Origin of the sequence: Stenotrophomonas sp. SAU14A_NAIMI4_8 (genome assembly GCF_003086695.1) — a bacterium.
Lineage (GTDB): Bacteria > Pseudomonadota > Gammaproteobacteria > Xanthomonadales > Xanthomonadaceae > Stenotrophomonas.
The window spans coordinates 2,218,646-2,239,456 of record NZ_CP025999.1 but is presented as its reverse complement, the minus strand read 5'-3'; the positions used below and the strand labels follow the sequence as shown (position 1 = coordinate 2,239,456).

Genomic DNA, 20,811 nt, shown 5'->3' with positions numbered 1-20,811 from the left:
TCATACTCTGGATAGCAGATAGCGGCGCGGCGCGCCACGCACACTGGTGGGTAGCGGCGTGCCCGGTGCGATCGAGGCGTGGCTGCGCGCACGGATCTGCAGGCAATGGCCTCGCCCAGTGCCACTGGACCCGGTGGGGCAGACCATCGGCACGATGGCCTCGATCCGCGCCACGCCCTGTATCTGGTTGTCGCGCAGCAGTTCTATTTCGTCACCTGTGTGAAAGTACGGTGCCTTGTCCGAATCGATCACCAGATGCACGCCCGCCGTGCCCCCCCACGCCGCGGACCGCAGCTCCGCGCGGGGCACCAGCGTCAGCGACACCGCCGCCATGCCGGCCACGGCCAATGCGATCAGCGGCACCACGGCCAGCAGCCGCACCGGCAGTGGCCTGAACAGGGCAATGGCACCCAGGTGGCGGAAGCGCCGGTACGCCTCCGCCTCTGGCCGGAAGAACGGGCGGTTGTGCAGAGGATCAGGGCGCATCGGCCCGCTTCCTGTCGGGAGTACTCATGCGCGTTCAAGCACCGCGTCAGAAACAGCCCCGACCGTCGGGCGGGGACCGGGATATTCCAGCGTGGCCAACTGGGACCGCAGCGGATCGAACAAGGCTTGGCCCAGCTCACTCAGTTCCTCCCCATCGCGCAGCGGAACGGCGAGCTCGCGCAGATAACCCGACACCGTCTCCCAGCGCACCTGGATATCGGCCTGCAGGCCGTCGGCCGCCAGACGGTCGAACACCATCATCGCGTTGCCGAAGGCGTGGTACCCCAGCAGGATGCGGTCCAGGGGGCGATGGCAGCCCTTCAGGGGCGAATAGTACGAGCCGGCTTCGGGGACCACCGTCGGGCCCAGCCAACTGGCCATGTGGAAGTACTGGTGCGTGCACTCGTGCACCAGCATTTCGGCGGTCTCCAATGCATCGGCGGGCACGGCCAGATCGATGCCGCCCATGCGCAGTGCCGATGAATTGCTGGCGATCGTATTGGCTGCTGGCCGGCCAAGCGGCGTGATCTCCTTCAATACGCTGCACACCCAAGCGGCATGGGCCGGGGCCACGCGCTCAAGCAATGCCAGAGCCGATGCCACCTGGGGGGCCATCTCCGGCGTGGGTGCCTGCACTCTGAAGGTGTCACGGATCCACGGGCTTTCATGCCAGCCCGAGCCGGTCAGCCGGATAGCCGGCTGACCGCCAAGCATCACGAAGGTGTCGGGCGCACGTTCGTCGTTCCAGACGGGTGCTCCATCGCGCTCACCCACTGCGGACCAGTGCAGATGGCCGCCATCGGGCAGTCGCACGGTGATCCGTCGGCCCGCAGCGCGCACCGATAGCCGCCCCGGCAGGCTGCGCCCGCACAGCAGCAGTGGATCGTCCACGTCGAACTGCAGGCTCAGGTCATCCAGCACGCCTACGGCAATCCCGCTCAACAGCAGCTGGGCGCGCAGCCAGTCGTCGCTGGCGATATGTCCGGGCACCGCGCCGGGCGGTTTGATGCCCGCGAAGACCAGGCTGGCCTCCGGTGTCCAGTAGCCCAGCGACGGGGCCCGGGCACTGACCCGCGCCAACAGTTCGGCTGCCAGCGCTGCGTGATCACCGCCGCCCTTGCGGTCGATCACGCGCTTGCAGAACGCCGCGTAATGCAGCGTCGCCAACTCTGCGGCCAGCCAGCGGTGGTCTCCTTCCAACGGTGTCGATAAAGCGCGGAACACGTCCATCGAGTATCTCCGCAGAGTCAGGCGGTAACGATCGGGTTGAGGAAATCGCGCGCAGCGTGGCGTGGCGTGCCGCCCAGGATGCCGGCCATGGTTTCCAGTGCCCCCTCGCGCTGGGACAGAATGCTGGCCATTGCCGTGTGGATCGAATCGAGCGTCTCGCAGAACACCGATGCCTGGTCGAAGTGGGTGCCGGGCGCGTAGCGATTGAACAGTTCGCCCGAGCGGCAGGTGCGGTACCAGTCGCAGCTGGCGCACTTGGTTGGCGGGGTGTCGACGCTCTTGACCAGCGTCTGCCAGATCGGGCTGGCGAAGAACTGCGCCAGCGTGGTGTTGCGCACGGTCACATCGGTCAGGCAGAACGCTTTGTCCAGCGCCATGATGTTGTCGTCCGGCCCCAGGAATCCTTCTGCCGATACGGTAATGATGCCGTGGCGGTTGGCGCGCTGGTAGTCCAGGCCCTCGGCGTACTCCTCGGACATCAGCGCAAGCACGATTTCGGTCAACAGGTAGATCCGCACCGGCCGGGTACCGCGCGTGTGCAACCAGAAGTCGATCACTTCGTTGAAGTAGCGGATCCACTTGTCCTGCGACTGCAGGTAGGTGCTGTTGTGACCCTCGCGCGGCAGCAGCAGGTTCAGGCTGTGCACGTCCAGCTCTTCCACGAAGTGGCGGATCAGATCGCCGCCGTGCAGATCGGGATTGGCCACGCAGAGTACGCCGGTTGCCGGAATCCTTCGCGCCTTGGCCGCCTGCTGCAGCAGCTTCAAGCCGCGCACGCTGTTGTCATAGCTGCCGCGCCCTCGACGGTCCGGCCGCTGCCGATCATGCACCTCTTTGGGGCCGTCAATGCTCACGCCGACCATGACGTTGTGCTTCTCGAACAGATCGATCCACTCCGGGTCGATCAGGGTGCCGTTGGTCTGCATGCCGATATGGAGTTTGGTGGTACTACCAAGCTCTTCGCGGAAGATCGTGCACATGCGATCAAACCGCTTCTTGGGCAACAGGGTCGGCTCGCCGCCGTGCAGACCCAGGAAGATGTTTTCGATGCCCATCTCCTGGGCGCCCTGGCGCAGGAACCGGGCGGTGTCGATCACGGTCTGCTCTGGAATCAGCGCACGGCTGAGCTCGGAGATGTTGTTTTCCTGCTCGAAGTAGTAGCAGTAGGGACAGGCCAGGTTGCAGCGCTCGGCCAGCTTGAGCACCACGTCAAGACGGTTTCCTCTGAACAGTTCAGTCATTCGCGCACTTCCTGTGGCTGCGCTGTGGATCAGGCCGTCCGTACTGGCCTGTCATGAGCGCGCTGCGGGTGAGAGGGCACCGGCGAAACCGCCGGTGCCCAGACGTCAGACCAACTGAAATCAGCCCTTGATCTCCACCTCGCTGTCACCCGTGCCGGCCGAAGCATGGCCGGACTTGTGACCCGAGGTATGACCCGAGCCGTGGGCGGCGCTGACCAGGTCCAGATGGGCGTCGATCAGATCCGTCATGTCGCTGGCACCAACCAAGGGCGTTGCAGCACCGTCGATCCGGGACTTCAGACGATCGGCCAACCCTTTGAGCTTGCTATCCATGAAACCTCCATTGTCTTGACGTTGATTGGAACTTCTCATTCCTTCTACTTCCTTCGTGCCGGCTTATCCTGCGCCGACCTTTCGCAGCAACCGGGCAGATGCACCCGGTGCGTGCGCGTTGTCGCCACATGCCGCGGCTGCGGCACGGGCGGAATCCGAGTTCAGGCGCTGCGGGTGGCGGTGGCCGGTGCCACCCGCGTGGCCTTCAGGGCGGGGTGGAGAATGGCGAGCTGGCCCAGCGGCACCAGCACGGCAAGGCCCAGCAGCAGGTAGCCCAGCGGGAGCCGGGGAACCTCGTAGAACTGCATCAGCAGCAGGTTCAGCGCCACCGCCAGCATGGCGCCGGACAGCGAGCCCAGCAGCGTCAGCAGCAGGTTCTCGGTCTGGAAGTAGCGCAGGATCTGCAGCCGCGTTGCGCCCAGTGCGCGGCGGATACCGATCGACCGTGTGCGCTGCTGCACCCAGAAGCTGGCCAGCCCGATGATGCCCGTGGCGGTGATGGCCAGCAGCAGGACGCAGATCAGCGCCAACAGCCCCGCCATGGCCTTGTCATTGCGGTAGTAACGGTCGCGCAGGGCCTCGATCGTGCCGTTGTTCACCCCCAGGATGCGCGGCGGCCCGCTTTGGCGCAGTACTGCCGTCGCTTGCTCCAGCACGGTCTCGCGTTGCCCGGGCGCCACACGCAGCAGGTAGTTGGCGCCGCTGGTATAGGGAACTGCAACCGGGAACAGCATCGAGTAGTCCATGTCGCTGGGATCATCGGTTTCGCTGGGGCGGGTAAGCCGTTGCACGACCCCCACCACCCGCGTCGGCTCGCCACCCCAGCTGTAGAACTGCCTGCCCACCGCGCTTTCACCCGGGAACAAGCGCTCGGCCATGGCCTGGGTGATGATCGCCGCGGGAATATTCAGTTCCCCCGGGTTGGTGCCGGGCACCCAGTCGATGTAATCGTGGGCGGTGAAGTCCCGACCACCCACCAAGGTCAGCCCAAGCGTGGGCAGCGCATCGGGGCCGGCCAGATAGACCGATGCATCCAGGGTTGGCGTTTCCTGGTCCTGGCGCAGATTCACGCCGCTGTTCGAAGAAGAGTCGCCGAAGGGAATCTGGCTGATCACCGTTGCCGACTGAACGCCGGGGATCGCGCGCAACGCGGCCAGATCGGTGCGCGTCTGTGCAAGGGCGTCCTGATCGCCACGTTTGGCCGCACTGAGCTGCAGCCGCACCAGCATGTCATCGGCCATGCCCGAGGGGCGCTGCACGCGCTCGATGCGCTCGACGATCAGGAAGCCGGCATTGCAGATGACCGCACAGGTGAAGGCGATCTCAAGCACCACCAGGCACGCAATGATCTTGTGGCGGCGCAGTGCCGCAAGGATGGGGGCGATATCGGTCATGGGCTCACAGACTCTTCAACTGGCTGGCCGGTGCCACCAGGCACGCGCGCCAGGCGGGAAACACCGCCGCTGCAAGGCTGGCCAGCAGCGCCAGTGCCAACGTGCCAAGCAGGGTGCTGGCATCCATTCCTGCCAGCGCGGCATAGCCGGCGGCCTGCTGGCGCACCAGCCACAGGCCGCACCAGGCCAGCAGCAGTCCCAGCAACCCACCGCCCATGCCGATCAGGCCTGCCTCGACCAGGCACTGCTGGAACACAGCACTGCGCGGCGCACCCAGCGCCCGGCGCAGGCCGATCTCCGGCGACCGGCGCAGGAACTTGGCCAGCAACAGGCCAGTGGTGTTGAGCAGGCAGATGAACAGGAAGCCGAAAGCGAGCCAGGTCTGCAGCCGCACATCGCTGGGCACCACGCGCTTGTAGTCAAGCCACTGGGGGATGTTGTCCAGGCGGACATTGACCGGGCGCTCGAAACGACCACGCTGGCGCTGCTGGCTTGAGTAGTTTTCCAGATAGGTGCGGTAGTCGGCCGCGTCCTGCGCACTGGACAGCTCCACCCAGTACTGCACCCATGCGCAGGGGGCGTTCAGGCCGAGCTGCCCGGTGTCCTTGTCGATCGGACCCCAGCAGTCGAGATTGCCGGCGAAGCCCATCCGCAGCGCACGCGATGTGGCGAATGGCATGAACAGCTGTTCTTGTTCGGCGAACCCGCCGTCACGGTTGAGGTCGTAGAACGTGGGCCGGGGGTGCCACGGCGCCGCCACGCCGATCACGCTGAATTCCTGATCGTTGATGCGAAGGCGCTTGCCCACACTGTTGGCACCACCGAACAGGCGCTGGTTGAGCGCGCTGCCCAGTACCACCACGCGAGCCTCGGCCGCATCCTCGTTGGCGCTCCATGCCTGGCCATAGCGCATCGGCACCGCGAACATGGGGAAGAAATCAGCCGAGGTGTAACGGATGCGCTGCCGGAACGGCATGTCGGCCGCGGCGTCGCTCTGCACGACCGCATTGCCTGCGTACATCATGGCCTGCCGCACGCCACGCTTGTCCCGCAGCAGCTGCTCGGCGTCGTAGCGGGTCAGCAGGTCGTGCGGCTCTGCACCGGGCACGTAACCCGACATGCCCTGTGCATCCAGGCGCGGATGAAACACGCGCGCACTGCGATCCGGCAGTGGGTCGTTGCTGATGATCTTGAACACCGTAAGGGTGGTCATGGCCGCACCGATGCCCATGCCGATGGCGCCGATCATCAGTGCGGTCAACAGGATGTTGCGGCGAAGGCTGGCAAGTGCGGTGCGCAGGTAGTAGCCGAACAGGGCAGGGCGGAGCATCGGCATCGTCATGCCAGTTCGGACGGGGCGAGTGCGATATCGGCCGCATCGCCTGCGCGGATTTCGCTTGCGATGCCATCCAGAATGCGGATGTTGCGGTCTGCGCGCGCAGCCAGTGCGCGGTCATGGGTGATCAGCAGCACTGCAGTGCCCGCCTGGTTGATGCCTTCCAGCATGGCCATGATTTCCTCGCTCATCTGGCTGTCGAGATTGCCGGTCGGTTCATCGGCCAGCAGCACGCGCGGCGAACCGGCCAGCGCCCGGGCAATGGCGACGCGCTGTTGCTGGCCACCGGAAAGCTGCGAAGGAAGATGGCGCATCCGTGATGCAAGGCCGACGCGCTCCAGCGCATCCTCGATACGCGTACGCCGCTCGCGGGCGCTCATCGGGCGATAGCGCAACGGCATATCGCAGTTGTCGAACACCGACAGGTCCGGCAGCAGGTTGAATCCCTGGAATACGAAGCCGAATTTCTCGCTGCGCAGGTGCGAACGCTCGCGGTCCGAGAGCCGTTGCGACGGCACGCCATCGATCAGGTATTCGCCTGTACTGGGCAGTTCCAGCAGGCCCATGATGTTCAGCAGCGTGGATTTTCCCGAGCCAGACGGCCCGGTGACGCTGATGAAATCACCCGCGTGCACGTGCAGATTGAATGCACGTAGCGCAGTGGTTTCCACACCTCCCGTGCGATACAGCTTACTAACGTCGCGAAGCACTAGCATAGGAAACGCATCCCCAACGAGATTGGCTTGATCGGCTTACCTCAGGACTGCTGCACAGCACAACGACCACGCGATCAGGGCGTGGGCGCGATAAATCAGTAATTGGCGCTATGGAGTTGGCTGCGTGCTGCAGCTGGGAAGAACATCCGGTCTATCCGTGACTTCATCTGCGTTCCGATCCTTCGGTGCGAGTGAGTGTGATTAATACAGCATGAATCTCGATGGTGCAAGCAACCCAGTAGCGAGGCGCCCGCTCGACTAGACATCTCACGCCGCGCGCGGTCACTTCGTCGCCGCAACCCGCGCTCTGCTTCTGCGCGACCGCGTAAGCGCATGCCCTGCCATTGCAACCACAATCAGCCCCAGTGCCGCTGCTTGCATCGCACTCAGGCGCTGCCTCAGCAGCAACCAGCCCACCACCGCTGAAACGGCCGGCGCTGCCGACAGCACCACCCCAAGCGCAGAAACAGAAAGCCGCCGCATCGCCCACATTTCCAGCGCATACGGCAGCACGCCCGACAGGCAGGCCACAGCAAGCCCTGGAATGAGGAAGGCAGGGGAGGCAAAGCGGGTGTCGCCGCTGGTGATGGCAACGGGGACGGCGAGCATTGACGCCGCCACCATGCCCCAGGCGACCGTATTCACGCCCTGCAGGTGCGAAGCGCGCTTGCCGGCGAGGATGTACAGCCCCCAGGCAACGGCCGCGCCGATCGCGCACAGCACGCCAATCGGATCCAACGCGCCGTGCGCGGCCTGGCCGAGTGGCAGCAGCAGAAACAGGGCACCCAGTGCCAGCAGCGACCACAGCAGATCCATCAGCCGGCGGCCCGCCAGGGCGCCGACGGCCAACGGGCCCAGAACTTCGATTCCCACCGCCACGCCCATGGGAATTCGCGCGAACCCCTGATAGATCAGGGTGTTCATGGCCCCCAGCATCAGGCCGTACAACACTACTGCACCGAACTGGCCGCGACCTGGCAGATGGCGCCAGGCGCGCTGCAGGACCATGAGCACCAGCGCCGACAGGCCAATGCGCAGGGCGATGGTGCCCTCCACGCCAATGGCGCCGAACAGGTGCTTCGCGCAGGCCGCGCCGACATTCTGGCTGACTAGGGAGAGCGCGATGGCACCGATTCCGGCGGCCGCAGCTGCCTGGGCAAGGTCGTTCTTCATGGGAAGCCATGCTAGCCGCGCGCCCGCGGGTTGTTTCGCACATTTCACCAGGCAGCCCGAGTAAATTACTCTGCCAGATCCACTAAACGAGCGTGCGACATGAACAAGTTCGACCTCGCCATTCTTCAGATTCTGCAGCACGACAACCTGACGCCACAGCGCGTGATTGCGGAGCGGGTGAACCTGTCGCCCGCTGCGGTACAGCGCAGGGTCGCGGCGCTGATGAAATCCGGCGTGATCGAAAGGAACATCGCGGTGGTTGACCCGCGCGCGGTCGGGGCGCTGGTTACGGTCGTAGTAGAAGTGCACCTGGTCAGCGACCAGTCCAGCGTGGTGCGCACCGTCAAGGATGCTTTCCTGGCCGCACCCGAGATCCAGCAGTGCTACCACGTCACCGGCAACGGCGGGTTGATCCTCATCGCCTTGCTGCCTGACCTGGAAGCCTATGGACGCCTGGCCGAGCGGCTGTTCGCAGACAACGCGCTGGTGGAAAGCTATCGAAGCCTACCGGTGCTGGAACGCGTCAAGGTCGGGCTGGCCGTGTGCGGCCCGGGTAGCGAATAACCGGCAATTTCGATGCGGCAAAGGATGGGGCAGGGCGCCCGACCCGGTTCGGCTGTCATCAATAGATGCAACAATGCCGTCTGCCTGTCCGTACCGCCTACCCATGAAACTTCGACTTGCCTTTCTGTTGTCCCTGATCGTGCCCATGACCTGCTGGGCGTCGCCCTCGCAGACGGTGACTTCACCGGCGCCGCTCCCGCCATCGGATGGCCGCGTGACAGTGTTCCTGGCCGGCAGCATCGAGATGGGCAAGGCCGGCGATTGGCAGGCACAGGTGCAGCAGGCGCTGGCAGATGACGGCGTACTGATGCTCAACCCGCGGCGGGAAGACTGGAATCCGGCGTGGAAGCCGAGCGACAGCGACGCGAACTTCCGCCAACAGGTGCAGTGGGAGCTTGCCGCCCTGGAAAAGGCGGACATTGTTTTGATGTATTTCGCCCCGGGCACGCAGAGCCCGATCACCTTGCTGGAATTCGGGCTTTACGCGCGCTCCGGCAAGCTGCTGGTTGCCGCGCCGGAAGGGTTCTGGCGCAAGGGCAACCTGGACATCACCGGCGACCGCTATGGTGTGCCGCGCTACGACAACCTGGCCGAGCTGATCGAAGCCGTGCGAGCACGCATCCACCAGCCCCGCCCGTAGAGTCGAGCTTGCTCGACTGAAGGCCTAGAACTTCATCCTCACACCACCATTGACCACGAACCCTTCCAGCGGCGCCCATGCGTCCACCGTCCACTGGCCATCATTGGCGCGGCGAGGCCGCAGCATCGGGTTGTAGCCGCTCTGGCGTACGTTGAGGATGTTTTCCAGGTTGAGGAACAGGCTGATGTTTCCCAGCACAATCTCGCCCAGGGCACCCACTTCCAGATACGGCCGGCTGCGCCGACGCCAGGGATTGTCATCAAGCGCCTGGATGCCGGTGTAGTAGGCTTCCAGGCCCACACGGCCACGGCCATGCTGCTCCCACATGGCAACCAGCCCTGCGCTGTGCCGGGGGGTGAGTGAAACCAGGCGCCGGCGGGTGCCTGCTTCACCGGGCTCGCGCGCATCGGTGTAGACATAGCTTCCAGTAACCGTAACGTCCCGCCAGCGGTAGCGCAGCAGAAGTTCACTGCCACGGGTGCGGGTAACGCCGTCCACATTGACCAACTGCACGCGCTCACCTGGGGCGGTCGCAGCGTCCACCAGGCGTACCGCATGGTCGATGTTGGACGCGAACACGCTGAGGTTCAGTTCCCAGGGGCCATGCACGTACCCTGCATCGATGGACCCGGTCGTAGCAATCTCCGCGCGAAGTCCGGAGAGCGGCTCAAGCCGTGACAGGCCAGCTGCCTCGATCTGCTCGACGAAAGGCGTTGGTGCGTAGAAGCCCCTGCCAACCGAGGCGCGCAGAGTCCATGGGTCAGGGCGGAACAACAGCGACAGGCGGGGGCTGAAGTGCCCGCCATAGGCACTGTGGTCATCCCAGCGCGCACTGCCGGACAGCGTAAGGTCATCGCGCAGCGTGTGCTCGGCCTGCACGAACAGGGCAGGTACGGTGTATCGGTAATCAAACTGGGAATATCGGTCAGAACGGAACCGGTCCTGCTGGGCGGCGATGCCCGCCAGCCAACTGGTGGCGCCAACGCCGGACGCATAGCTCACTTCCGCAAAACCCGTCTGATGGGTGTCGCTGTCCTGCGAGGGGCCATACCCGTGGTCGTGATGGGTGGACATGGCCGATGCGCGCAGCTGCAGCCGGTCGCTCTCGCGCACTGGAACATCCACCACTGCCCCGGCGTCGTAGCGCTCCGTGCGCTGTGTCAGCGCGAAAGGCTGCCCGTCGGGCGCCAGGCGACCGGGCAGGGTTCCGCCCCAGCGGCTTTCGCGCGTTGCACCTGCTGTCACCATCGCACGCGCGCCATTTTCCGATTCCCAGAACAACCGCGGCCGGATCGTGGCACGCTCGTAGCCGGGAATGTCGGCCCAGCCGTCCCCGTCCAGATCCTGGCGGTCCTGGCGATGGTAACCCCCCACCACCGAGAGGCCCCAGTGGTCGGTCAGCGGCCCGCCGGCATAGCCCGTCACGTCCTGCCCACCACGGCTGGTGGCGTTGAGCAGCATTTCGGCCTCGGCGGTTTCCTTGGGTCGGCGCGATATCAGGTTCACCACGCCACCCAACGCTGCTGGGCCATACAAGGCCGATGCACTGCCCTTGATGATCTCGACACTGCCAAGGTCGGTCGGGGGAATCTGCAGCAGTCCGATGGACGATGACTGACCGCCGTACAGCGGCAATCCATCGGCCAGCAACTGCGTGTAGCGGCCACGCAGCCCCTGGATGCGGATGTTTGATCCACCCATGCCCGGCGAGGTGTTCTGCACCCGCACGCCCGCCGTTTCGGCCACCAGCATGGAGATGTTGCCGGGCGACATCAGCAGCTTTTCCTCGATCTCCTCCTGCGATACCACGTCTACCCGGATCGGCTCGTCGGAAACGCGACGCCCTGACCGGGTTGACTGCACCATCACCGCATCCAGCTCCACGGCCTCATCGTGGTGGTCGTCGTGCGCGGCGGGCGGTTCATGCGCATTGGCCGGGGCAAAGGTGGACAGCAGGGTAGCGCTCAGCGCCAGAGCAAGCGGGTGGGGCAGCAGGGTCATGGGTCGTCAGGGCGGCAAGGCCGCGCGGTGGCGAAGTGGCCCGGCGTTGTAAACCTTGATGCGGCTACAAGGTCAAGCGCGAGGTTGCGGCTGAAGGGCCTCCAGCACCCTGCAGTCAGCCACGCGGCCGCCCGGGCAGTTGCCGATCATCCGCTCAAGTTCGGCCTGAAGCGCCTGCAGGTCCTGGATCCGGCGACCGATCTCAGCGATATGCGCTTTCACCACATCGTCCACCGAACTGCATTCGTGCTCCCGCTGTTCACCAAAGGCAATCAATTCGCGGATCTGTTCGATCGAAAAGCCCAGTTCACGGGCGCGACGCACGAACGAAAGACGTCTCTGGTCCTGGCTGCCGTAGTAGCGGTAGTTGCCCTCCGACCGCAGCGGCGGCTGCAGCAGGCCTATCTTTTCGTAATAGCGGATGGTCTCGGCCTTGGTGCCGGTCTGGCGGGCCAGCTGACCGATGGTGAGGTGGGTGGGCATGGGCTTGACCTTGTAGGGGCTACAGGGTTAATAACGACTGTCCCACCGCTTTTCAAGCCCGGCTTACCGGGCGGGAGACACCCATGGACCACTGCTGCGGCCACAAGCGCCAGGAACTGGAAGCCTTGGCCCTCCACAGTGCGCAGCGGCGCGTACTGGTGGCGGTACTGATCATCAACCTGGCGATGTTCTTCATCGAGTTCGGTGCAGGCATCGTGGCGCGTTCCAGCGCTCTGCAGGCCGATGCAGTGGACATGCTGGGCGATGCGATCGTGTACGGCCTGAGCTTGTGGGCGGTAAACCGAGGGGCGCGCTGGGAGGCCGGTGCGGCCCTCGCCAAGGGGCTGCTGATCCTGGCGTTCTTTGCTTTCATCGTGGTGGAGGTGGTCAACAAGCTGGTCCACGGCGTGCCGCCTGCCAGCGGCTTGATGCTGGGGTTCGGCGCCATTGCGTTGGTGGCCAATCTGCTGTGCCTGGCGCTGCTGTGGCGGTTCCGCGCGCTCAACATCAACATGAAAAGCACCTTCGAGTGCTCCCGCAATGATGTCGCCGCCAACATCGGGGTACTGGTGGCTGCCGGTGGCGTTGCACTGACCGGAAAGGGTTGGCCGGACATCGCAGCAGGCGCGGTGATCGCCCTGTTGTTCCTGAAATCTGCACTTGGCGTGATTGGCGAGGCATGGCCCGCGATACGTGCACCTTCAAAGTAGCCACCCGCCCCACCCGCAGAGTCGAGCTTGCTCGACTGAATGTCCCGCCAATCCCCAATCAACCGCTTGCCTTGCCAGGCGCCCCAAAGAACAAACGCGCACAAGCCAATCCCGCAACGCCGCCGCAGGCGGCGAACAATGCAGCATCGCTCAATCCGCGCGCACTGCCCGCAGCAAGTGACGGAATCGATGAAAGCAGCGCCCCCATCGCGCTGCTCAATACCAAGGCCCGCCAGCCCCACAGCCAGGGCTTCAAGGCACCCATCAAGGCGCCCGTCGCCATCGCAGGAATGGCACCCAATGGGTAGGCAAACAACAGCAGGAACAGCACGGCCAAGGGGTTAAGCACGGTGCCCGCTTTCAGTGAGACGGCGAGAAAGGCAGCCAGTGTGCCCACCAGCGGACCCAACGCCAAGAAAAGGGCCCCGCCCTTGAATAGATCTACGGCGCAGTCCCACGCGGAGATCCGGGCGCTCCCATCCACACTCGCACTGGCCCAAATGCGGAACACCGCCGCAAGCACGGGAAAGATCAGAACCAGCACATAGCCTATGGGCATCTGAAGGGTGTATCCGCGTACGCCGGATCGGCGCCCATTTATACAGCACCACAGCGTAGCGTCGAGCTTGCTCGACTGAACTGCCTACCAAAGCGCAGCCTCAGACAGCACCCGAGCCTGTCGAATCGCGCCTGATGCGTTTCCGCCTTATCGGCCTCTACCTCGCACAGAGCGCCAACCCGAATACGCCCCAGTTCCGTGCATTCCGCCAGAAAGTCGTACTGACGGACCAAGGGCCACGCCTGCGCTCGCGTGTTGCCATTCTCATTGGCAACCTCGGTCGCGTCTGTCTCTACTGATCCAACCTCAGCCACGCCACCAGCGCCGCAAACGCAGGCGAGGGCTGCCGACGGTTAGGGTAGTACAGGTGGTAACCGGGGAAAGGAACGCACCACTTGTCCAGCACCGCCACCAGCCTTCCCTGCGCGATGTGCTCGGCCACCATCGGCTCTGGCGCGTACGCCAAGCCCAGCCCGTCCAGTGCGGCATTGATGACGTGGATCATGCTGTTGAAGACCAGGGGTCCGTCGCCGCGCACGGTGAACTCCTTGCCTTTCTCCTCGAACTCCCAGGCATAGATGGCACCGTTGGGTCGGTGCCGGATGTGCACACAGCGGTGCCGGGTGATGTCGGCAGGCTTGCGGGGCTGGGGATGTTTCCTGAAGTACTCAGGCGAACCGACCACCACCAGGCGCCAATCCGGCCCGACCCTGACAGCGATCATGTCCTTGCTGAGCGCCTCACCCAGCCGGATGCCGGCATCGAAGCGCTGCTCCACCACATTGGTGAAGCCGTAATCGACGTAGAACTCCAGCGTGATGTCCGGGTACTCGGCCAGGAACCCGGCAAGCCGCGGTCGGATGACGGTCTCCATGGAATCATCCGTACAGGAGATCCGCAGCGTTCCGGCCGGGCGATCGCGCAGATCGGCCAAGGCTTCCACGCTTGCACCGATGGCCTCGAAGTGCGGCGCAATGGAGCGCATCAGGCGCTCGCCGGCTTCGGTGGGGGACACGTTTCGCGTGGTCCGCGCCAGCAAGCGGATGCCCAGGCGCTCTTCCAGCAGCCGCATGGAATGGCTCAGCGCCGAGGGCGTGACCCCAAGGCGAACGGCCGCCTTGGTGAAGCTCTGCTCCTGCGCCACCACCAGGAACGCCTGCAGATCGTTGGTCTTCACGGTGCTCATGGGCCAATTGTGAGCTCAACTCAGCAATGCATCAACTTTCAGCCGGCTTATCGGCGTACCGGGTGCGGCCTATCGTGGCGACCTGAGATCCCGACCGAGGCCATACGCCCATGAAACGCACCACGCTGCTGCTGGCGCTGCTCGCCAGCCTCTCCCTTCCGGCTTCGGCCATGGCCGCTGATGCACCGACGGCCTCCCGTCCGCAGGGGGCCGACAACTTTTACCGCAGCCCCACGGTCAGGGGGGAGCGGGTCACCTTCCAGAACCAATACCAGATGGAAGTGGTGGGAACGCTCTACCGGCCGCAGGGCCTGCCTGAAGGCAGTCGCGCTCCCGCCGTGGTGGTGGGGCACCCCATGGGCGCGGTGAAAGAGCAGAGCTCGCAGCTGTACGCGCAGAAGCTGGCCGAGCAGGGCTTCGTGACGCTGGCGATCGATCTTTCCTTCTGGGGCGAAAGTGCCGGCACGCCGCGGCACCTGGTGGCGCCGGAAATCTATTCGGACGACATCAGTGCGGCCGTGGACTTCCTGAGCACGCAGACGTTCGTGGACCCGGATCGGATCGGCGGGCTGGGCATCTGCGGCAGCGGCAGTTTCGTGATCAGTGCCGCCAAGATCGACCCGCGCATCAAGGCCATTGCCACGGTCAGCATGTACGACATGGGGGCCGCCGCACGGCAGGGGCTGAACAACGGGCAATCGCTGGAACAGCGCAAGGCAGTCATCCAGTCCGCAACCGACCAGCGCCTGGTTGAATTCAAGGGCGGGGCCGCAGTGTACGTGCCGGGCACGGTGAACAAACTCGATGCTGACACGCCTGCCATCCAGCGCGAGTTCTTCGACTTCTACCGCACCCCGCGCGGCGCCTACACACCGAAGGGCGACACCGCGGAGCTGACCACCCAGCCGCTTTTCAGCAGCTTGGTCAAGTTCATGAACTTCTATCCGTTCAACGATATCGAGACCATCTCGCCCCGGCCGATGCTGTTCATCTCTGGCGACACCGCGCATTCCCGTGAATTCAGCGAGGACGCGTACCGCAAGGCCGGTCAGCCGAAGGAGCTGTACTGGGTGAAGGGTGCCGGTCACGTGGATCTGTACGACCGCACGAACCTGATTCCCTTCGAGAAACTGACGACGTTCTTCCAGCGTGGTCTTGCCGCGCAATGAGCCAGGCCGACAGCACGGCCGGTCGCGCCTACTGGGGCGGGGTGTTCGCGATGACGCTGTGCGTCTTCGCGTTGATCGCCTCCGAATTCATGCCGGTGAGCCTGCTTACTCCGCTGGCGGAAGATCTGGGGGTCAGCGAGGGCCTTGCGGGCTACGGGATTGCCATCTCGGGTGCGTTCGCAGTGCTCACCAGCCTGTCGATTTCGCGGTTGGCGGGCACCATCAACCGGCGAACGCTGCTGCTGTTCCTCACCGCATTGATGGCGGTGTCGGGCGTGGTGGTGGCGTTGGCCCCGAACTATCCGGTCTACATGGCCGGCCGTGCGCTGATTGGCGTGGTGATCGGCGGTTTCTGGTCCTTGTCTGCCGCAACGGCCATGCGCTTGGTGCCCGCGGCAAAGGTTCCGCGCGCTCTGGCGATGTTCAACAGTGGCAATGCGCTTGCAACCGTGGTTGCGGCGCCATTGGGCAGTTACCTGGGCAGTGTGATCGGGTGGCGCGGTGCATTCCTGTGCCTGGTGCCGGTCGCTGCGGTGGCCTTTGCGTGGCAATGGGTAGGCCTGCCATCCATGGCCGCAGAACGGCGGCGCGCACAAAGCGGGGTGTTTGCACTGCTGCGCAGGCGCGTGGTGGCCCTGGGCATGATGGCCTGCGGTGCCTTTTTCATGGGGCAGTTTGCCTTGTTTACCTACGTGCGGCCCTTCCTGGAACGCGTGACACATGCAGCAGACAGCGCTGTTCCGCTGGTGCTCTTGGCGATCGGTGCAAGTGGATTGCTCGGCACGTTTGCCATTGGAGCATTCATCAAGCGCGGTCTGTACCGCACGCTGGTGAGCATTCCGGCCGTGATGGCGCTGATTGCGTTGGCGTTGGTTCTGCTGGGGCCCCGGCTATGGCCGACGGCTGCACTGCTCTCGGCATGGGGGCTGCTGGCCACGGCCGCGCCGGTGGGCTGGTGGAGCTGGCTGGCCCGCACCTTCACCGACAACGCGGAGGCCGGCGGCGGCCTGATGGTCGCTGTCGTGCAGTGCTCCATCGCGCTGGGTGCCACCCTGGGTGGATTGCTGTTCGATGGCTTCGGCTTTGCCAGCACGTTCGTGGCCAGTGCCGGTCTGTTGTTGTTTGCCGCGCTGTTGGCTTATGTCACCGCCTGCGATGCCGCATCCACCTCGCGGCCGGCTATCGCCATGGGGGCGCAGGGCTCATGAGGCGATCTACATCGACCACTGCGGAGTCTCGCTCCATGAAAATCAAAATCATCATCAGCGATCAGGTGCTCACCGCCACCCTGGAAGACAGCATCCCCGCACGCGAGTTCATCGCCCAGCTACCGCTGACGCTGCAGCTTGAGGACTACGCGGCGACCGAAAAGATTGCACAGCTTCCGCGCCGTCTCAGCGTGACCGGCGAGCCGGAGGGCATCACGCCAATGGCAGGCGATATCGCCTTCTACGCGCCATGGGGAAACCTGGCGATCTTTCACAAGCCCTTCGGCTATTCAAAGGGCCTTATACGGCTGGGCCGCATCGACGGCGGGCTGCAGATCCTTCGTGCTGCGGGGCCGGTGAGGGCCCGCATTGAGGCTTTCTAGCAGTTGGCTGCACTCCTATCCACCACAGCGAGGTGAATCCCATGGATATCAATCACGCGGGCACCCAAGCATCCGTCAAAGGGCTGGAACCGGCTCACACCGTAGGAGGGAGCTGAGATGCTGTTGCGAACATCAGTGCGAGGCATCCTGGTCCTCTCATTGTGGGCCTTGCTCGGCCTTCCACACGCGGCCGGAGCCGCAGCGCCCGAACAGCAGATCACGGCGGCCGGGGATCAACCTTCCACGCAGGGCCCGTCGGAACACTTCACCGGCAACGTTCGCATCGACCCGGTCTGGCCTGCCGACGCCGGCATCACCGCCTCGGGCGGGCTGGTGACGTTCGAGCCGGGTGCACGTTCGGCGTGGCACACCCATCCCGCCGGCCAGCGCCTGCTGATCACCTCGGGCGTTGGGCGCGTGCAGGAGTGGGGCAAGCCCGTCCAGATCGTTCGTCCCGGCGATGTGGTGTGGTGCCCGCCATGGGTGAAGCACTGGCATGGCGCTGCCCCCGGTACCGCCATGACCCACCTTGCGGTTACCGGTGTGCGCGATGGCCAGAACGTAACCTGGATGGAGAAGGTGACCGATGCCCAGTACGAAGCAAAGTGACCGCACATCGCGAATCCGCCATCTCGCCACTCTGCTGGGGGCGGCGATGCTTGCTGCCGCCCCCGGCCAGATGGCGTTCGCAAACGAAGGAGCAGCCATGAACAGCAACGCAAACCACGCTTTCACAACTGAACTGGACGCGCGCCAGCAAGCCATCATTCCAATCGGCGCCTTTGCGGCGGCGGGCAACATCGATGGCCTTCGGCAGGCGTTGAACCAGGGCCTGGACGCCGGCCTCAGCGTGGCTGAAACGCGCGAGATCCTGCTGCAGGTCTACGCGTATGCCGGGTTTCCGCGCAGCTTGAACGCGTTGGGCGAGCTGATGAAGGTGGCCGATGCCCGCAGGCAGCAGGGTATCCAGGATGACCCCGGCCGCGAGCCGCGCAAGCCCATTCCCACGGGCGACGCCTTGCTCGCTGCAGGCACCGCAAACCAGACCACGTTGGCCGGTGGACCGGTCTCCGGGCCGCTGTTCGACTTTGCGCCGCAGGCAAATCAGTACCTGCGTACCCACCTGTTCGGCGACATCTTCGAGCGCGACAATCTGGACTGGCAGAGCCGCGAGCTGGCTACCGTCAGCATGCTGGCCGCCATGTCCGGGGTCGAGCCCCAATTGAAGTCCCACATCGGCATCAGCATGAACATTGGCCTGCGGCGTGAGCAGCTGTCCAAGCTGGCCGACGTCCTTGAAGGCCTCGTCAGCCGGGAGGCGGCCGAACGCGTTCGCGCCGCCGCCAATCCGTAGAGTCGAGCTTGCTCGACTGCACGACCTACCGAAGCGCACCCTCAAACAGCACCCGAGCCTCCTGAATCGCAGCCTGATGCGTTTCCACCTTGTCGGCCTTCACCTCGCACAACGTTCCTACGACTTTACGCCCCAGCTCCGTGCACTCCGCCAGAAAATCGTAGTGCCCCACCAAGGGCAGTACCTGCACTCTCGCATTGCCATACGCCTCGGCAATCACCTTACTGTTGGTGGCCGCCGAGGCAATCGCATCAGCCTCACCCACCACCACCGATATCGGCGCCTGCAGCCTCCCAAGCTCGCCCGGCTCGAACGCCTGCACGATTGCCGGCGCCATCAGGAATACCGCACGAACGTTTGGAATAGCCCGATCCTCTGCAGACTTGCCCACCCACGGCGCCAGTTCCGGCGTAGCGGCCGCCGCCATCCGCCGCTCAAAGGTCAGCCCCGGATTCTCCGCCTGCGGCAGGCAGACCCCATCCCTCGGCGATGCCTTGCAGAACGCGGCCAGCCTGGACATGTCTGGCCGTGCGCCGGCCGCCACCAGCGCGGTGAACCCGCCGGCCGAATAGCCCACCAGCCCCAGCCGGCCTGCATCCAGATGCGGCGCCAGTTCGGGGTCGGCCTGCACCGCCGCCCACGCCGCGGCAAGGTCATCGGCCCGGTTCCACATCAGGATGCTGCCGGCCTCGGTCATGGCGTCCACGCCGTTGTTGCCGGGGTGGTCAACCGCAACCACCACGTAGCCCGAGCGTGCCAGGGCCGTGCCGAACCAGCCCATCATGCGGGCACTGCCGCCATTGCCGTGCGACAGCAGCAGCACCGGCCAGCGGCCCGGCGCAGCGGGGGCATCAACCCCAGCAGCTCCTGCCACGAAAAGGGGCTCCCCCGGCGGCCCGATCGCCAGCGGCTGCTCTCCCACACCGGGCTGCGCCGGATACCACACCGTATACCGCACGGCGTCGCTGTGCCCGGCATCGCGCACCGCGGCGCTGGGGGTGTGCGCCACGCCATGGGTTTCGCCCACCGCGGGTGAGGGCCCCGCCGCCCAGGCCAGCGGGGCAAACAGGCAGGACAGCAGAATGCAGGCGTAGGGCAGGGCGCGCACGGAAAAAGCTCCTTGGTTCATGTCGGGTCGGACAGCGGCAGCCAGATTTCCACGCCGCCGTTGCCGGTGCGGTCGTCGAAACGGGCGTCGTAGCGTTCGAAGTCGGGGGCTTCGGCCAGGTTCAGGCCGGATCGGGGCAGGCAGTCGTTCAACAGCCAGTACCAGGTGGAGCGGATGGTCGAGATGTGGCCCGCATGCCACGCCACCAGATAGTCCCGGCCCGGAATGGAAACGGCCTGCCATGGCGAAGGCAGCGCGGCGGTCGCGCCGATTTCCATGCCGGCAATGTAATCGAACGCACCCTCGCCATCACGGTTGCAGCAGACCCCGAAGGCGATGTCCTTGCCCAGTTCGCGGGTCAGCGCCAACTGCTGCCATTGCGAGGGAATGGACGCCACAGTCGCGGCGGTATGGCGGGCGCAGATGCCGGCCACCCGCAACGGGCCCTGCCGGCGGCGTACCGGCTCCGCCGCACAGGGCAGGGGTGGGGCGTCGAGCTTGAGGGCATCCACCAGCGCCAGGCCGTGCAGACCCTTTCGGCGGACCTGTTCCGGCGGCAGCTTGAACTGTTCGGTGAAGGCGTTGGTAAAGGCAGCATGCGAGGCATAGCCAGCGGCCAGGGCGACATCAAGGATAGGCTCACTTCCTGCCGCCAGGGTGCGTGCCGCTTCGGTCAGGCGCCGCGCACGCAGGTAGCGCGCCATCGACGTACCTGTGCTGACCTGGAAAAGTCGGGACAGGTGGAACGGCGAAAGCTCGACCGCCTCGGCAATCTGCGCCAGCGAGGGGTTTTCGGCAAAGTGGCTTTCGATGTACCACAAGGCCTTGCGTGCCGCTCCCATGGCGCCTGTTCCGTGTCGGTGACTGGGTGGAAGCCTAGCGCAGGGCGGGGCAGGGCGTTTGCGGAATCTTGCTGTGGCTGCGGATGCTCAGGCCAACCGCTTGCTCATGAATACCCGCTCGTGCCCCGGCGGGTAATCTTCAAGCCGTGCATAGACAGCGTAGCCATGGCGCGCGTAGAACGTTTCGGCCTGCCAACTGAAGGTGTCCAAGCGCGCAGAGTGCGCGCCCAGCTCATGCGCCTGACGCTCGCACGCCTCCATCAATGCGGCACCTACTCCTGTGGATCGCTGGGCGGGGTCCACCCAGAGCACGTGGATCTCAAGCCAACCGAGCGCCACATCCGCCAGCACGCCACCCAGCAGGACGCCTTGTGCGTCGCGCGCGACCATTCTCAGCTCAGATTCCCGGCTGTCACCGGTGAAGGGGCGGTTGAACTGTTGTAGCGAAGTGCAGAGGGACTCGACGTCTTCTGGTGCCGCCGGCATCAGCACAATGCCTTCCTGGCTGGGCATAAGGTCTCCTTGGGCGTACGCGCCTGCTGGCACGTTACCGGCACAGGGGAGATATGACTACCTGCATCCGTAGGGTCGAGCTTGCTGGACTGCCCTGCGCAGCACCCCATCACCCGAATCGATCCCACCCCGTGACTTTTGATGTATCCAAAGGCCTTGCGTGGTTGCGCTGGGAAATGCGC

Annotated in this window: 23 protein-coding genes; 8 read left to right on the top strand and 15 right to left on the bottom strand. The window is 65.0% G+C overall.

The genetic code is table 11. The features are described 5' to 3' along the window. From C1930_RS10340 to C1930_RS10305, 8 genes are all read right to left on the bottom strand, one after another. Entirely contained in the window at window positions 1-486 is a 486-nt protein-coding gene (locus C1930_RS10340) for a hypothetical protein (RefSeq protein WP_108771663.1), read from the bottom strand. Between the two features lie 24 nt (window positions 487-510). Continuing rightward, window positions 511-1,716: an HEXXH motif-containing putative peptide modification protein gene (locus C1930_RS10335; RefSeq protein WP_108756231.1), complete on the bottom strand. Its 1,206-nt coding sequence runs from the start codon at window positions 1,714-1,716 to the stop codon at window positions 511-513. A 17-nt stretch (window positions 1,717-1,733) separates the two neighbouring features. Continuing rightward, on the bottom strand, window positions 1,734-2,957 hold the full coding sequence (locus C1930_RS10330; RefSeq protein ID WP_108756230.1) for a radical SAM protein: 1,224 nt from the start codon (window positions 2,955-2,957) through the stop codon (window positions 1,734-1,736). A 120-nt stretch (window positions 2,958-3,077) separates the two neighbouring features. Continuing rightward, window positions 3,078-3,290 (bottom strand): hypothetical protein, encoded by a 213-nt coding sequence (locus C1930_RS10325; protein ID WP_108756229.1) that lies wholly within the window; start codon window positions 3,288-3,290, stop codon window positions 3,078-3,080. Between the two features lie 161 nt (window positions 3,291-3,451). Further along, the gene (locus C1930_RS10320; protein ID WP_108771662.1) at window positions 3,452-4,684 is read right to left on the bottom strand and encodes an FtsX-like permease family protein; all 1,233 of its coding nucleotides are present in this window, start codon (window positions 4,682-4,684) and stop codon (window positions 3,452-3,454) included. Between the two features lie 4 nt (window positions 4,685-4,688). Next, the gene (locus C1930_RS10315) at window positions 4,689-5,999 is read right to left on the bottom strand and encodes an ABC transporter permease (RefSeq protein ID WP_108772579.1); all 1,311 of its coding nucleotides are present in this window, start codon (window positions 5,997-5,999) and stop codon (window positions 4,689-4,691) included. Window positions 6,000-6,022: 23 nt separating this feature from the next. Continuing rightward, the gene (locus C1930_RS10310) at window positions 6,023-6,736 is read right to left on the bottom strand and encodes an ABC transporter ATP-binding protein (protein ID WP_108771661.1); all 714 of its coding nucleotides are present in this window, start codon (window positions 6,734-6,736) and stop codon (window positions 6,023-6,025) included. 282 nt (window positions 6,737-7,018) lie between these two features. Then, window positions 7,019-7,909, bottom strand: coding sequence for an EamA family transporter (locus tag C1930_RS10305; protein WP_108771660.1), 891 nt, complete (start codon window positions 7,907-7,909; stop codon window positions 7,019-7,021). A 99-nt stretch (window positions 7,910-8,008) separates the two neighbouring features. On the opposite strand from C1930_RS10305, the gene C1930_RS10300 reads away from it, so the two are divergent. Next, window positions 8,009-8,473: an Lrp/AsnC family transcriptional regulator gene (locus tag C1930_RS10300; protein WP_108771659.1), complete on the top strand. Its 465-nt coding sequence runs from the start codon at window positions 8,009-8,011 to the stop codon at window positions 8,471-8,473. 127 nt (window positions 8,474-8,600) lie between these two features. Beyond that, window positions 8,601-9,113: a nucleoside 2-deoxyribosyltransferase domain-containing protein gene (locus tag C1930_RS10295; RefSeq protein WP_199912423.1), complete on the top strand. Its 513-nt coding sequence runs from the start codon at window positions 8,601-8,603 to the stop codon at window positions 9,111-9,113. Window positions 9,114-9,137: 24 nt separating this feature from the next. Here C1930_RS10295 and C1930_RS10290 read toward each other — a convergent pair whose 3' ends face one another. Together C1930_RS10290 and C1930_RS10285 are read right to left on the bottom strand one after the other, a co-directional pair. Continuing rightward, a complete protein-coding gene (locus C1930_RS10290; protein WP_199912422.1) occupies window positions 9,138-10,997 on the bottom strand; it encodes a TonB-dependent receptor in 1,860 nt (619 codons plus the stop codon). A gap of 189 nt (window positions 10,998-11,186) precedes the next feature. Then, window positions 11,187-11,597: a helix-turn-helix domain-containing protein gene (locus C1930_RS10285; protein WP_108756223.1), complete on the bottom strand. Its 411-nt coding sequence runs from the start codon at window positions 11,595-11,597 to the stop codon at window positions 11,187-11,189. 158 nt (window positions 11,598-11,755) lie between these two features. Between C1930_RS10285 and C1930_RS10280 the strand changes: the two genes are divergently transcribed. Beyond that, the gene (locus C1930_RS10280; RefSeq protein WP_234412767.1) at window positions 11,756-12,307 is read left to right on the top strand and encodes a cation transporter; all 552 of its coding nucleotides are present in this window, start codon (window positions 11,756-11,758) and stop codon (window positions 12,305-12,307) included. Window positions 12,308-12,365: 58 nt separating this feature from the next. Here C1930_RS10280 and C1930_RS10275 read toward each other — a convergent pair whose 3' ends face one another. Together C1930_RS10275 and C1930_RS10270 are read right to left on the bottom strand one after the other, a co-directional pair. After that, window positions 12,366-12,866 (bottom strand): hypothetical protein, encoded by a 501-nt coding sequence (locus C1930_RS10275; protein ID WP_108771655.1) that lies wholly within the window; start codon window positions 12,864-12,866, stop codon window positions 12,366-12,368. Between the two features lie 292 nt (window positions 12,867-13,158). Further along, on the bottom strand, window positions 13,159-14,052 hold the full coding sequence (locus C1930_RS10270) for a LysR family transcriptional regulator (protein WP_108771654.1): 894 nt from the start codon (window positions 14,050-14,052) through the stop codon (window positions 13,159-13,161). A gap of 110 nt (window positions 14,053-14,162) precedes the next feature. Here C1930_RS10270 and C1930_RS10265 point away from each other — a divergent pair, with 110 nt between their 5' ends. From C1930_RS10265 to C1930_RS10245, 5 genes are all read left to right on the top strand, one after another. Further along, window positions 14,163-15,221 carry an alpha/beta hydrolase gene (locus C1930_RS10265; protein WP_108771653.1) on the top strand — a complete coding sequence of 353 codons (1,059 nt, stop codon included), beginning with the start codon at window positions 14,163-14,165 and terminating at the stop codon, window positions 15,219-15,221. Further along, window positions 15,218-16,429 carry an MFS transporter gene (locus C1930_RS10260; protein ID WP_108771652.1) on the top strand — a complete coding sequence of 404 codons (1,212 nt, stop codon included), beginning with the start codon at window positions 15,218-15,220 and terminating at the stop codon, window positions 16,427-16,429. The genes C1930_RS10265 and C1930_RS10260 overlap by 4 nt, the downstream gene beginning before the upstream one ends. A gap of 35 nt (window positions 16,430-16,464) precedes the next feature. Next, complete coding sequence (locus C1930_RS10255; protein WP_108771651.1) at window positions 16,465-16,812, top strand: cyclophilin-like fold protein; 348 nt, start codon at window positions 16,465-16,467, stop codon at window positions 16,810-16,812. Window positions 16,813-16,929: 117 nt separating this feature from the next. Continuing rightward, window positions 16,930-17,421, top strand: a complete 492-nt coding sequence (locus C1930_RS10250) for a cupin domain-containing protein (protein WP_108771650.1) — start codon at window positions 16,930-16,932, stop codon at window positions 17,419-17,421. Between the two features lie 97 nt (window positions 17,422-17,518). Then, window positions 17,519-18,166 carry a carboxymuconolactone decarboxylase family protein gene (locus C1930_RS10245; protein ID WP_108771649.1) on the top strand — a complete coding sequence of 216 codons (648 nt, stop codon included), beginning with the start codon at window positions 17,519-17,521 and terminating at the stop codon, window positions 18,164-18,166. 25 nt (window positions 18,167-18,191) lie between these two features. Here the strand turns inward: C1930_RS10245 and C1930_RS10240 are convergent, their stop codons facing one another. The 3 genes from C1930_RS10240 to C1930_RS10230 all read right to left on the bottom strand — a co-directional run bounded on the left by C1930_RS10240 (window position 18,192) and on the right by C1930_RS10230 (window position 20,629). Then, window positions 18,192-19,193 carry an alpha/beta fold hydrolase gene (locus C1930_RS10240; protein WP_234412777.1) on the bottom strand — a complete coding sequence of 334 codons (1,002 nt, stop codon included), beginning with the start codon at window positions 19,191-19,193 and terminating at the stop codon, window positions 18,192-18,194. Between the two features lie 98 nt (window positions 19,194-19,291). Then, on the bottom strand, window positions 19,292-20,116 hold the full coding sequence (locus tag C1930_RS10235; RefSeq protein ID WP_108771647.1) for an AraC family transcriptional regulator: 825 nt from the start codon (window positions 20,114-20,116) through the stop codon (window positions 19,292-19,294). An 87-nt stretch (window positions 20,117-20,203) separates the two neighbouring features. Continuing rightward, on the bottom strand, window positions 20,204-20,629 hold the full coding sequence (locus C1930_RS10230) for a GNAT family N-acetyltransferase (protein WP_108771646.1): 426 nt from the start codon (window positions 20,627-20,629) through the stop codon (window positions 20,204-20,206). Window positions 20,630-20,811 lie beyond the last annotated feature (182 nt).